Source organism: Bacillus sp. FSL K6-1284 (assembly GCF_038002625.1).
In the GTDB taxonomy this organism is placed as follows: Bacteria; Bacillota; Bacilli; order Bacillales; family Bacillaceae; genus Bacillus; species Bacillus paralicheniformis.
In genome coordinates, this window is sequence record NZ_JBBOCW010000001.1 from 4,054,972 (window position 1) to 4,067,728 (window position 12,757).

10 protein-coding genes are annotated in these 12,757 nt (G+C 45.5%); 5 read left to right on the forward strand and 5 right to left on the reverse strand.

Annotated elements, in window-relative coordinates; translation table 11 throughout:
- Window positions 1–3 precede the first annotated feature (3 nt).
- The 3 genes from qoxB to galE form a co-directional block, all read right to left on the reverse strand.
- Entirely contained in the window at window positions 4–1,953 is a 1,950-nt protein-coding gene (qoxB, locus tag MHB72_RS20715) for a cytochrome aa3 quinol oxidase subunit I (RefSeq protein ID WP_025810604.1), read from the reverse strand.
- Between the two features lie 17 nt (window positions 1,954–1,970).
- Window positions 1,971–2,939: a cytochrome aa3 quinol oxidase subunit II gene (qoxA, locus tag MHB72_RS20720; protein WP_095291511.1), complete on the reverse strand. Its 969-nt coding sequence runs from the start codon at window positions 2,937–2,939 to the stop codon at window positions 1,971–1,973.
- A 464-nt stretch (window positions 2,940–3,403) separates the two neighbouring features.
- Window positions 3,404–4,393: a UDP-glucose 4-epimerase GalE gene (gene galE / locus MHB72_RS20725; RefSeq protein WP_023856996.1), complete on the reverse strand. Its 990-nt coding sequence runs from the start codon at window positions 4,391–4,393 to the stop codon at window positions 3,404–3,406.
- A gap of 799 nt (window positions 4,394–5,192) precedes the next feature.
- On the opposite strand from galE, the gene MHB72_RS20730 reads away from it, so the two are divergent.
- The 4 genes from MHB72_RS20730 to MHB72_RS20745 all read left to right on the forward strand — a co-directional run bounded on the left by MHB72_RS20730 (window position 5,193) and on the right by MHB72_RS20745 (window position 8,475).
- Complete coding sequence (locus MHB72_RS20730) at window positions 5,193–5,342, forward strand: anti-repressor SinI family protein (RefSeq protein ID WP_023856995.1); 150 nt, start codon at window positions 5,193–5,195, stop codon at window positions 5,340–5,342.
- Between the two features lie 538 nt (window positions 5,343–5,880).
- Window positions 5,881–6,444, forward strand: coding sequence for a flavodoxin family protein (locus tag MHB72_RS20735; protein WP_145646081.1), 564 nt, complete (start codon window positions 5,881–5,883; stop codon window positions 6,442–6,444).
- 181 nt (window positions 6,445–6,625) lie between these two features.
- Window positions 6,626–6,940: a DUF485 domain-containing protein gene (locus tag MHB72_RS20740; protein ID WP_023856991.1), complete on the forward strand. Its 315-nt coding sequence runs from the start codon at window positions 6,626–6,628 to the stop codon at window positions 6,938–6,940.
- Window positions 6,937–8,475, forward strand: a complete 1,539-nt coding sequence (locus MHB72_RS20745; RefSeq protein WP_216919279.1) for a solute symporter family protein — start codon at window positions 6,937–6,939, stop codon at window positions 8,473–8,475. The genes MHB72_RS20740 and MHB72_RS20745 overlap by 4 nt, the downstream gene beginning before the upstream one ends.
- Window positions 8,476–8,527: 52 nt before the next feature.
- Here MHB72_RS20745 and xylB read toward each other — a convergent pair whose 3' ends face one another.
- Both xylB and xylA read right to left on the reverse strand, forming a co-directional pair.
- Window positions 8,528–10,027 carry a xylulokinase gene (gene xylB, locus MHB72_RS20750; RefSeq protein ID WP_130569279.1) on the reverse strand — a complete coding sequence of 500 codons (1,500 nt, stop codon included), beginning with the start codon at window positions 10,025–10,027 and terminating at the stop codon, window positions 8,528–8,530.
- Window positions 10,027–11,373 (reverse strand): xylose isomerase, encoded by a 1,347-nt coding sequence (gene xylA, locus MHB72_RS20755; RefSeq protein ID WP_023856988.1) that lies wholly within the window; start codon window positions 11,371–11,373, stop codon window positions 10,027–10,029. The genes xylB and xylA overlap by 1 nt, the downstream gene beginning before the upstream one ends.
- A 196-nt stretch (window positions 11,374–11,569) precedes the next feature.
- Here xylA and MHB72_RS20760 point away from each other — a divergent pair, with 196 nt between their 5' ends.
- Window positions 11,570–12,733 (forward strand): ROK family transcriptional regulator, encoded by a 1,164-nt coding sequence (locus MHB72_RS20760; RefSeq protein WP_023856987.1) that lies wholly within the window; start codon window positions 11,570–11,572, stop codon window positions 12,731–12,733.
- Window positions 12,734–12,757 lie beyond the last annotated feature (24 nt).

The window sequence follows — 12,757 nt, forward strand, 5'->3', positions numbered from 1 at the left end:
CCTTTACTTGGCATTCTTTCGTTCAGTCTCTTTTATTTCCTCAACACTTACATAGTAGCCGTCGTCATATTCAAATGAACGAAGAATCATACAGAGGAATACACCGATCAGACCGACGATTCCCATCCAGAACCATTCAAAGACAAGCCCGAATCCAGCAAATCCGAAGCATAATGACATGAGAAACGGACGGCCTGAATTGCTCGGCATATGAATCTTTTTAAACTTGCTTTCAGGATGAATCTCGACATTGTCTTCTTTCATTTGCGCAAATGCGTCAGGTGATGTAACCTCAGGCAGAACCGCAAAGTTATAGTGCGGCGGGATCGCAGAAGATGTAGCCCATTCAAGCGTACGACCCATTCCCCAAGCATCTCCTGATTCTTCGCGTTTTGAATGACGGAAGCTGTAGAAAATGTTGTAGCAGAGAACGATGAATCCTGCGGCCATCAGCAATGCGCCGAATGTCGCAATCATGTTCAATGCAGTCCAGCCGTCTTCTGCTCCGTATGTGTAAATACGGCGAGGCATTCCTTGCAATCCAAGGAAATACATCGGGAAGAAGCAGATGTTAAAGCCAGTCATGAACAGCCAGAAGAACCATTTTCCGATGCGTTCGTTCAGTTTGTGACCGAACATTTTCGGATACCAGAAGATCAATCCGGCGAAACATGCAAACACAGTACCCGCGATCAGCACATAGTGGAAGTGCGATACGAGGAAGTATGTGTTGTGATATTGATAATCCGCAGCTGCCATCGCAAGCATAACGCCCGTAACACCGCCGATGACGAAGTTCGGAATAAATGCAAGCGACCACAGCATCGGCGTTGTGATTTTGATTCTGCCTCGATGCAGCGTCAACAGCCAGTTAAAGATTTTAACTCCGGTCGGCACCGATATCGCCATCGTCGTAATCGAGAAGAACGAGTTGACCGCCGCACTGTTGCCCATTGTGAAAAAGTGGTGCAGCCAAACGACGAAGCTGAGAACCGAAATGGCAACAATTGAATAAACCATTGCTTTGTAGCCGAACAGCTGCTTTCTTGCGAATGTCGCAATGATTTCTGAAAAAATACCGAAAGCAGGCAAAATAACGATGTAAACCTCAGGATGTCCCCAAATCCAGAACAAGTTCGCCCACAGCATCGGCATACCGCCGTTCGCCAAGGTGAAAAAGGCTGTTCCGAACAAGCGGTCAAATGTCATCAGCGCCAAAGCCACTGTCAAGACAGGGAAGGCGAAAATGATAATCACACAAGTAATCAGCGTTGTCCAAGTGAACATCGGCATCCGCCATAGGGTCATGCCTTTTGTACGCATTTTCAGGATGGTCACCATAAAGTTAATCCCGGTGAGAAGCGTACCGATACCCGCTATCTGAAGTCCGAGCAAGTAATAGTTCTGCCCAGGCCCAGGACTCAGCTCATTGCCTGCAAGCGGCATGTAAGCCGTCCATCCTGCATTCGGCGATCCGCCGATGACGAATGAAATATTAAACAGCATCGCTCCGACCATGAAGGTCCAGAAGCTCAAGTTGTTCAAATACGGGAATGCAACATCGCGCGCACCGATTTGGAGCGGTACGACGACGTTCATTAATCCAATAAGAAACGGCATCGCCATGAAAATGATCATGATCGTACCGTGTGTCGTAAACACTTCATTATAGTGGTTTGAATCTAAAAAGCTATTATTAGGAAGCGTGAGCTGGGCACGCATCATTAACCCGTCGACACCGCCGCGGAAGAACATAATGACTGCGGCAATGAGGTACATGATTCCTAAACGCTTATGATCGACGGTGGTAATCCATTCTCTCCAAAGCCATTTCCATTTTTTGAAGTATGTCAGCACAAATACGATTGCAATGGATGTAAGCAAAATGGAAATCTGTGCTCCAAGAATTAATGGGTCACCTGTAATTATGAATTCGTCCCATTTCAAATTCATGCAAGCTTCCTCCTTTCCTAGTGAGAATCTTGGTCTTCAGATTGTTTTTGATCTTTGTTTGTCTTCACGTTTTCAAACGGATCTGATTTTGAGTGCGGAGACAATGGTTTATAGCCCAATCTTTCGCGCGCTTTAATGGCGTATTCCGCATCATTTCCGTGGTTAACATACTTCAGGTGTGTCGATGAGAACGTCATTTCGTCCGCATGCTGAGGAAGCATCAGTTCATCGTACTGGTTTTTCGTCAGCTTAGGAGCTTCTTTCTGCGTTTTCTTCACCCAGTCGTTAAACTTGCTTTCAGATACCGCTTTGACATTAAACTGTTGTTCTGCAAAACCTTCACCTGTGAAGTTTGCATTTCGGCCTTTATAAGTACCCTCATGGTCTGCCTGTAAATATTGCTCCATTTCCATTCCGGACATGGCATATTTTTGCCCGCCAAGCTGCGGAATCCACAGTGACGCCATAGAATCGGCAGATGAGATTTTAAACAAGATCGGTCTGTCTGTCGGGATATTCAAATAGTTGACCGTTTCGATATCCTGTTCCGGGTAGCTGAATACCCATTTCCAATCGACAGATGTCGCATATACGACCAAAGGTTCCTTGTCCTTTGATGCTTTTGGAGCCTCTTCTAGAGAATAAATTGTTTGAACTGTCGGCACTGACAGCGCAATAACAATTAAAATCGGAACCACTGTCCAGACGATTTCTAAAAATGTATTGCCTTCTACTTCCGGGCTGTAAGGAGACTTTCTGTCTTTACGCTCACGGTATTTCACAATCATCACAGTAAAAAGGACAAATACGACCGCTACGATAAACAGCATAAATCCAATCGATAATAGAATAAGATCTCTTTGCTGCGAAGCAACCGGTCCTTTAGGATCCAATACCGCGATTTGACTGCAGCCGCCCAATAAAAAAATGGAGGAAAGTAGAGTCAGCATAATCAGTGGTTTAAATGCTCTGAACAAGAGGATCACCATCCTTCCTTAAATGATGTCTAAAATTTGGTCAGAATATCTAAGATAAAAGGATTCTGAAAAACTTTTTTCTTCTACCTTGCTATGCTATCAAAATCTTCACCAATTAGCCTTATTTTTTTCGATTGTTCACCTTTTTTTCACCCAAATGTCACAAAATCGTCAAAATTTGTTCATGATATTATGAATAATGAAGGAAATAGACTGGTAATTTTTTAGTTCTTTTTACACACATAGCAAGAGCTGACAAATCCCTCCGAAACAAAAAATCTGTCAAATTTAGGTTTACCACAATAAAAAACTTTGGTCAATCATTAATTTAACATTGTTAAATTTTTTCATAGTGAATCATTATCTTCCTCCATTCCTTTTCCCTGTTGACAGCACGCTTTAAACATCAAAAAAGAGCTTCCTTCTGTAACTGAAAGCTCTTTTTCATCCTATTTAATAGGCGTCACCGCATTCTAGCTTTGATAGCCGTTCGGATGTGCTTTAAACCACTTCCACGCGCTGTCAATGATCGTTTCCAGCTCGGCGTATTTCGGCTGCCATCCCAGTTCTTTCACTGCTTTTTCAGAAGAGGCGATCAGCTGTGCCGGGTCTCCAGCACGCCGCTCTGCAACCTCCGCCGGTATCGGGCAGCCTGTCACTTTCCGGGCTGTTTCAACGACTTCTTTGACCGAAAAGCCCGTGCCGTTTCCGAGATTGTATACAGTGCTTTCTCCGCCCTTTCGAAGCCTTTCGACAGCGAGAATATGCGCGTCGACCAGATCCATTACATGGATGTAGTCTCTGATGCACGTACCATCTGCAGTCGGATAGTCGTCGCCGAAAATCATAATCTTGTCGCGTTTGCCAAGCGCGACTTGAAGAATGATCGGGATCAGGTGCGTCTCAGGCTGATGATCTTCGCCGACCAATCCGTCTACATGCGCACCGGCAACATTAAAGTAGCGAAGGACGACATGACGGATTCCATATGCTTTTTCAGACCACTTCAGCATTTTTTCAATCGCGAGCTTCGTTTCCCCATACGGGTTTGTCGGATCCGTCGGATCTGTTTCCATAATCGGCACACGATCCGGTTCTCCGTATGTTGCAGCCGTTGATGAGAAGACAATTTGCTTTACATCGAACTCTTTCATGACCTTTAACAGGCAAACGGCTCCGTAAACATTGTTGTCATAATATTTGAGAGGATCTGTTACGCTTTCTCCAACCAAAGAATCGGCCGCGAAATGCATGACAGCCTCAATCTCGTTTTCCTGAAATACTTTTCTTAGGAATGCTTCATCGCGTAGATCTCCATTATAGAAAGAAGCTCCCTTTAAAGCCGCCTCTTGATGTCCAGTTTGCAGGTTATCAATAATCACGACTTCTTCATTGCGGCTTAACAGTTCCGCTACAGCATGGCTTCCAATATAGCCCGCCCCTCCGCATACTAATATTGCCAATTCATTTCTCTCCTTTCAGCGGCGTTATTCTTCCATTTTAAGTCTATAAAACGCCTGTGAATCTCTTTTTTAATCCTAAGATGATATATTCGCTTTTCATTTTACCACCTTCAGCATTTTCCAGCTCGTATTTTCATCATTTCTTCAAATAAAAACTAGGGGCAAAACAAGTGGAAAGGTTTCTGTTCCATTAAATGCCTTACAAGGAATAGTTCGGGTTTTTATCCATTACAATGGTTTCATCCTGGTGAATTAAAGCGATTTTGAGGCAAAAGCTATACTTTTTTCTCTGCATTTGAAACCAATGTTCTTTTTTTCCACTTAATACTGGTCGATAATAGTATTTTCGTATTACCCTTCTTTAACCCATACAGCAACTAAGCCGAAAGGACCCTCCCTACCCACCATGTCTTTATTCTAAATCATTCCTTGAAACTATTGATTTTCCAATACTTTTGCGTAATAATCTGCCAAAAATCTCTTTCTTATTTTTAGAATATTCAAAGGATATTCGGCTGCAATTGAGAAATTCTTAATAGGGAAAAATGATCATTTTTAATTGAATACTATCCAGTCAGTAATTGATTGTTTATTATTATAAGTAAGAATCTAAGATTTTTTGGTTTTTTTAGTCAGTTATTTAGGGAATAGGTAGGTTTATCAAAGATGACTTTGTGAATTTTTTATGAAATTTGTCATTGTTTTCACATGGCTGTTGTTTTATAACTTTTATTGCATCTCAAGGAAAAACCGTTTTTTTCTTTGAGGTGAACAACGTCTTATCATATTGGAGGAAGCTATGAATACTCAAACGAAACACAAGTTGGACAAAGATTGGGTGATTTTGATGAAGGAGGCGAAAAAACTTGGGCTGCAAATTGAAGATGTGAAAGAATTTCTTCACAGTCAGCCCGTCCAAAGCGATGCTGAAAAACCGATAAAGCAGTAAGCGTTTAGAAGCATCAGTTATCCAAAAAAACAGGCGGTTCTGTTGAATCTTGATCTATCAAGATGATCCAACCGGCTGTTTTAACGAGTGTTTTAATTGATAATGACGTATTTGAGCAGCAGGCCTGCTGCCTGTGTATAGATTCTGTCTGCTCCATAGAAACGCGCGTTTTAAGGAGCAGCCTTACCTTTGCCCTGTACATAGGTCGTTTCATTTTTCCAGCTTCACTCTCTTAAGGGGTACCAGACCGGATTGAATAAGGCGTTTTAGAGCCATTGCTAACCAACGCTGACGCCAGCAGTCCCATTCACTTTCTTCTGCATCGGTTTCGATTGCCTTTCTCCCGAAGGGGGGCGGAGCTTTTCGTCTTGATCCTTCTGATAATATCCTCATGCTTCCTTTCCATTCTCTCTTTTCTGTTAAGTTTGCCTATATAATCGATTTTTCCGATGGTAAATATCTAAAATATCAATTTTACTGATGATTGTTGTTATCTTAAACTGAATTCATGACCGATTCCAAAGGAGGATGAAACAATATGGGGATAGCAGCAATCTGCGGAAGCTCCCGTGAAAATGGAAATACGGAAGAACTGATGAATCGATTAGTAGACGGACTTGATGCCGATAAGATATTTCTGCGAAACTATCACATTCAGCCCGTATCGGACTACAGGCACAGCAATACAGCCCCTTTTTACCCTGATGATGACTACAGAGACCTGATCAGCCGGGTGCTGGAGAAGGATATCCTAGTTTTCGCCACTCCGATCTATTGGTACGGCATGTCGGGTCTGATGAAAAATTTTATTGACCGCTGGTCACAGACATTGATAGAGCATGGAAGATCTGCATTTAAACAGCAAATGGCGAAAAAAACGGTCTACGTGGCAGCTGTCGGAGACGATGATCCCCGCTTGAAAGGGCTGCCGCTCATTCAACAGTTTCACTACATATTTGATTTTATGAACATGACATTCGACGGCTATTTGCTCGGCAAAGGAAACAAGCCCGGGGGCGTGATAACAGACCGGGAATCGATTGCGTCTGCAAATGAACTGAGAAGGAAGCTGACAGAGGCGGAAACGAGGCGGAAGGTATGACAAATGAGAAGAAAAAGGTGAACAAACGGTTTCTTTTATGGAAAAAACATTTATTCGAGATGATCAGGTCTTTCATCTTATATAAATAAAACGCTGTGTGAAAATTGAAGAATAAATCCGGAGCGTGTTACATACCTTTGTTGTATCTTTTCAGACAAACACAAGGAGGGGCAAAGAACAAATGAGAGAAGGCAAAATAGATTACAGCAAAGCTGCGGCATCTCCGGAGTTCCAGCGGTTGTTATCACGGAAACGGGCTTTTATTGTACCGATGACGATTTTCTTTCTGCTCTTTTATTTCCTGCTGCCGGTTATGACATCATACTTCACATTTTTGAATCAGCCGGCAGTCGGAGCCATCACATGGGCATGGGTTTTTGCGATAGCTCAGTTTGTTATGACATGGACGCTGTGTATTATGTATACAAAAAAAGCCGGTCAATTCGATCAAATTGCAAGCGATTTCAAAAAGAAGATTGGAGGCGTTGATTCATGAGTGCCACAGCCTTTATTCTGTTTCTTGCCATTGTTGCTCTCACGCTTGTCATTACGTATTTCGCGGCCAAACAGACAAAAACGGCCAATGAGTTTTACACGGCGGGAGGAGGGCTTACCGGCATTCAAAACGGACTGGCTATTGCGGGAGATTACATGTCAGCGGCTTCTTTCCTCGGCATTGCCGGGATGATCGCTTTGAACGGGTTTGACGGTTTTTTCTACAGCATCGGCTTCCTCGTCGCTTATTTAGTCGTGCTTTACATTGTGGCAGAGCCGCTCCGAAACCTCGGCAAATTTACAATGGCGGACATGATTGCCTCTCGTTTTAAACAAAAGAAAATTCGCGGTGTCGCCGCATTAAACACGATCACGATCTCCACCTTTTATATGATTGCACAGTTAGTCGGCGCCGGTGCGCTGATCAAGCTTCTGCTCGGCATCGATTATACGCTGGCCGTGTGCATTGTCGGGGTTTTGATGACCATCTACGTCGTATTCGGAGGAATGATCGCAACCAGCTGGGTCCAGATCATCAAGGCCGTTCTCTTGATGGCAGGGACGCTCATTATTTCAATCATCGTTTTTTCAAAATTCGGCTTCAGCCTGACGAACATGTTTGAACAAATGAAAACAGCTACTCCGCTTGGGGCTGATTTTTTGAACCCCGGCAATAAGTATAATGTTCCTCTTGAAACACTCTCACTCAATTTGGCACTCGTCCTCGGGACAGCCGGCCTGCCTCACATTCTCATCCGGTTTTATACAGTAAAAGATGCCAAAACGGCAAGGAAATCGGTAATCTCGGCTACATGGATTATCGGTATATTTTATATTATGACGGTCTTTCTCGGTTTTGGTGCTGCCGCGTTTGTCGGTTTTGAAAACATTTTAGCTGCCGATAAAGCGGGGAACATGGCTGCACCGCTGCTTGCTCAGGCGCTCGGCGGAGATTTTCTGTTCGCCTTCGTCTCAGCCATCGCGTTCGCAACGATTTTGGCGGTGGTCACAGGCCTTGTGCTGTCGGCGGCATCCGCTTTTGCGCATGATATATACAGCCAGATTATCAGAAAAGGCGCGGCTACGGAAAAAGAGCAAATCATCGCTGCAAGATGGGCTTCCATCGGCGTATCCGTCCTTTCGATTCTGCTTGCTGTCTTCGCCCAATCGCTGAATGTCGCGTTTCTTGTCTCGCTTGCATTTGCCGTGGCGGCAAGCGCCAATCTGCCGCTCATTATCTTCACCGTCTTCTGGAAAAGATTTAATGCGGCCGGCGCTTTGGCCGGCAGTCTGACCGGTCTTTTAAGCGCGCTGATTCTCGTCTCCATCAGCCCGAGTGTCTGGGACCCGGCCGGAAACGCTATCTTTGTTGGAGAACCGCTGATCCCGCTTTCCAACCCGGGTATCATCTCCATTCCGCTCGGCTTTTTAGGCGCTTATCTCGGGACGATTCTGTCTTCAAAAACCCCTGATCAAGAAGCATTTGCAGAAATTCAGGTCAAAGCACATACAGGCATTCACATGGATCAATCTTAAACTGGATGCACACCCGAAAAAAACTTATGAGCCGGCCGGCTCATAAGTTTTTTTATTCCCGAAAGCTCGCCAGCCGCTCGTTCAGCGCTTTCGTGTGCCGGTAGACATCTCTGTAAATTTGAAACAGAGCTTTGTATTGTCTGCTGTATTCACGGCGGGGTGAAAAGGTTTCTTTGATGAGAACGAATCGGTCTGCACAAGCTTCAAGCGACGGAAACCAGCCGCACCCGACGGCCGCGATCATGGCTGCTCCATATGCCGGCCCCTGTTCGCTTGTGAGTCTGATGATGTCGGCGTTGAAGATATCCGCCTGGATTTGCAGCCATTGATCGCTTTTGGCGCCTCCGCCGATTGAAATCACGCGGCTGATATCCTTTCCCGCGGCACGGAATTGTTCAATGCTCTCGTGTAGGGAGAATGTGATGCCTTCAATGACGGCTCTGACGAAGTCCGCCCGTGTATGTGCGCTGTCCATCCCGATGAAGCTGGCGCGAATATCTGCATCGGCATGAGGGGTTCTCTCCCCTGACAAGTAAGGGGTAAACAGCAGCCCCCGGGCACCGGGACGGGAATGGTCAATATCGCTAATTAATTCGTCAAATGACGTTTGCCCGGCAAATACATCTTTAAACCAGCTGAAGCTGCGTCCTGCGGAAAGCGTCACTCCCATTGAATAAAACGCATTGGGGGCGGCGTGGTTCAGAAAATGAATATTGCCATCAAACTCTTGATCTCGGTTTGATTCATATGTGAGAACAACCCCTGAGGTGCCTATGCTGCAAAGGGCCGTTCCTTCTCTTAAAATACCGGCGCCGACCGCGCCGCATGCATTATCAGCGCCGCCGGCAAACACCTTGACTTCAGGAGCCAGACCGGTTTCGGCCGCGAATTCCGGACTGACGCCGCCGACACAGGCGCCCGGCTCAATCAGATCCGGACATAAGGACTCCGGGATGCCGAGCTTGCTGCAGATTTCCCCGCTCCATGTCTGATGTTTCACATCGAGCAGGAGCGTTCCGGCCGCATCTGAATATTCGCTGTGCAGACGCCCCGTCATCGTGTACCTGACGTAGTCTTTCGGCAGCAAAAAAACGGCCGCCTTTTCAAACAACTTTTTTTCATGTTCTTTCACCCATAAAAGCTTCGGAAGGGTAAAGCCTTCGAGCGCCGGGTTTTTCGCGATCTCGAGCAGGCGCTCCTTTCCGACTTTCTCGTTAATCAGACGGCATTGTTCGGTTGTCCGTGTATCGTTCCACAGGATCGCGTTTCGCAAAACCTCTCCTTTGCCGTTTAAAAGTACCAATCCATGCATCTGTCCGGAAAAGCTGATCCCTTTAATCTGAGATGCTTTTCCCGGGAAATGCATAACTAATTCCTTAATGGCTTCCTTCGTTTTTACCGCCCATTCTGCGGGATCCTGTTCAGAATAACCGGAATGGGGCTGAATGATGGAAAATGGTTTGGAGACCTCGCCGCACAGCTCTCCCCGCTGATTGACAAGGATGATTTTAACCGCGCTGGTGCCGAGGTCGACCCCGATCACGTATTCCACTAGCGTGTCTCCTTTTCTGCCGGCGCTTCGCGCAAAGCGTTCAATAAGTAACGGTTAACGGTCGCTTTCAGTCGTTCCTGGCGGCCTGACTGATTTTCAATTTGGTCGTGTTCAAGAGCGTATGCGGCAAGCTTATTCAGATCGGTGCGGCCTTCTTTGATCTCAAGCCCGATCCCTTTCGTATAGCTTTCATAACGCTCTTCAATGATCTGGTCGAGGGCTTTGTCTTCAAGCAGACGGGAGGCGACTTTCAAGCCGACTGCATACGTATCCATTCCTGCGATATGAGCGTGAAATAAGTCTTCATCCGCAAAAGACGGGCGCCTTACTTTAGCATCGAAGTTAATGCCACCGGTTTTAAACCCGCCTGCTTTCAAAATTTCATACATCGCAAGTACTGCAGAATACAGATCGGTCGGGAACTCATCAGTATCCCAGCCCAGGAGCAAATCGCCCTGATTGGCGTCAATGGAACCCAGCACATCGTGCAAGGCAGCCACCCGTAGTTCATGCTCAAATGTATGCCCGGCCAAGGTCGCATGGTTCGCCTCAAGATTGAGTTTAAAATGGTCTTTTAAACCGTAAGTTTCTAAAAAAGCGATCGTTGTGGCCGCATCAAAATCGTACTGGTGCTTCGTCGGCTCCTTCGGCTTCGGCTCGATCAAAAATTGGCCGTCAAAACCGATTTCGCGCGCATACTCAACCGCCATTCTATAAAATGAAGCCAAGTTTTCGAGTTCAAGCTTCATATTTGTATTCAGCAATGTTTCATAACCTTCTCTTCCGCCCCAGAACACATAGTTTTCCGCTCCAAGCTCCTTGGCGATATCCAGTCCTTTTTTCACTTTTGCGGCCGCATAGGCATAGACATCCGCATTGCAGGAAGTTGCGGCCCCGTGGACATACCTCGGATGGGTAAACATATTGGCTGTATTCCAAAGCAGCTGAACACGGCTAGTCTCCATCATTTCTTTAAGAAAAGACGACATTTGATCCAAATACGTAAATGTCTCACGCAACGTTGCTCCTTCATCAACGATATCAACGTCATGAAAGCAGAAATAGGGCACGCCGAGCTTTTCAAAGAATTCAAAAGCCGCTTCCGCCCGGGCTTTTGCTTTATCCAAAGGATGTGTCATCCGGTTCCACGGCCGGAACATCGTCCCGTCACCGAAAGGGTCTTTCCCGTCCGCATCAAAGGTATGCCAATACGCAACAGCGAAGCGAAGATGTTCCTTCATCGTTTTGCCGCCGACGTATTCATCAGGGTTGTAATATTTAAATGCGTAAGGATTTTCCGAATCGGCTCCTTCATACTCAATCACTCCGACATTTCTAAAAAACATTCCGATCTCCCCCTTCACTTTTCCTTGCAAAGCAAACGTTAAAAAATAAGTTTGTTTAACCATTAAACTAACTTCCTTGTATTTATTTTACAAGATGAATCAACCGCTTTCAATGGAAATGAAGGAAAAAATTGAGTTTTCTAAATTTGTTATACTATAATAAATTCACAGCTTCAAAACAATGGAGTGATTGACATTGAATACAGCGGATCAAGCCCTTGTAAAAAAAATGAACAAAGCTCTGATTCTTGATCAGATTATTGAGAACGCACCCATTTCAAGAGCAAAACTTTCGGAAATAACGGGATTAAATAAAGCGACCGTTTCCTCCCAAGTATCTTCCTTGCTTCAAAAGGACATCATTTATGAAACCGGCCCCGGCGAGTCAAGCGGCGGCAGGAGGCCCGTGATGCTGAAATTCAATCGAAAAGCCGGCTATGCGGTCGGTATAGATATCGGAACCAATTATCTGATTGTTGTGTTAACCGATCTTGAAGGGCATTTGATTGAACAATTCGAACGGACGCTGGATGAAGAAGACATTCAGGCGACAGAAGAGGCATTAATCGAATTGACAGGGCTAGCCGTTGACAAAATACCGCCTTCCCCATACGGATTGACCGGAATCGGCGTTTGCGTACCCGGCTTGGTAGACAACGAACGGCAGGTGGTGTTTACGCCAAATAAGCCAATCCATTTGATTCCGTTAAAGGAAAAACTGGAAGAAAGGTTCGGCGTTCCCATTTTAATTGAAAACGAAGCAAACGCCGGCGCCGTTGGCGAGAAGAAATACGGAGAAGCCGGACAGCTGGAGCATGCCGTGTTTGTCAGCATTAATACCGGGATTGGTTTAGGGATTTTAATGAATGGAAAACTGTTTAGAGGTGTGCAAGGTTTTTCCGGAGAAGCCGGGCACATGTCCATTCACTTTGACGGCCCATTGTGCCGGTGCGGGAATAGAGGCTGCTGGGAGCTTTACGCTTCGGAAAAAGCCGTCTTCTCTCACTATGGAGCGAATTCCGAAGCCCCGCTTTACGAAACCGTTAAAGAACTTGCAGACCGCAGTGATCCGGGGATGATGGAGACGTTTGAAAGATTCGGTTTTCATATCGGCATCGGACTTCTCAACATCTTGAAGACGTTGAATCCCGATACGATTATCTTGCGGAATACCATTGTAGAATCCTATCCGATCATCGTCGATGCGATTAAAAAAACGATTGCCTCAAGAAGTGCTGCAGAAGCCTTGTCTAATTATCATTTGAAAATCTCCTCGCTTGGCCGCACTGCCTCATCGCTCGGCATGTCCTCCCTGGTGATCGGGCATTTTCTGGAACGGTTTATGAACGAGAGATTTTAATTTTTATATCAAAAAGCGCATATT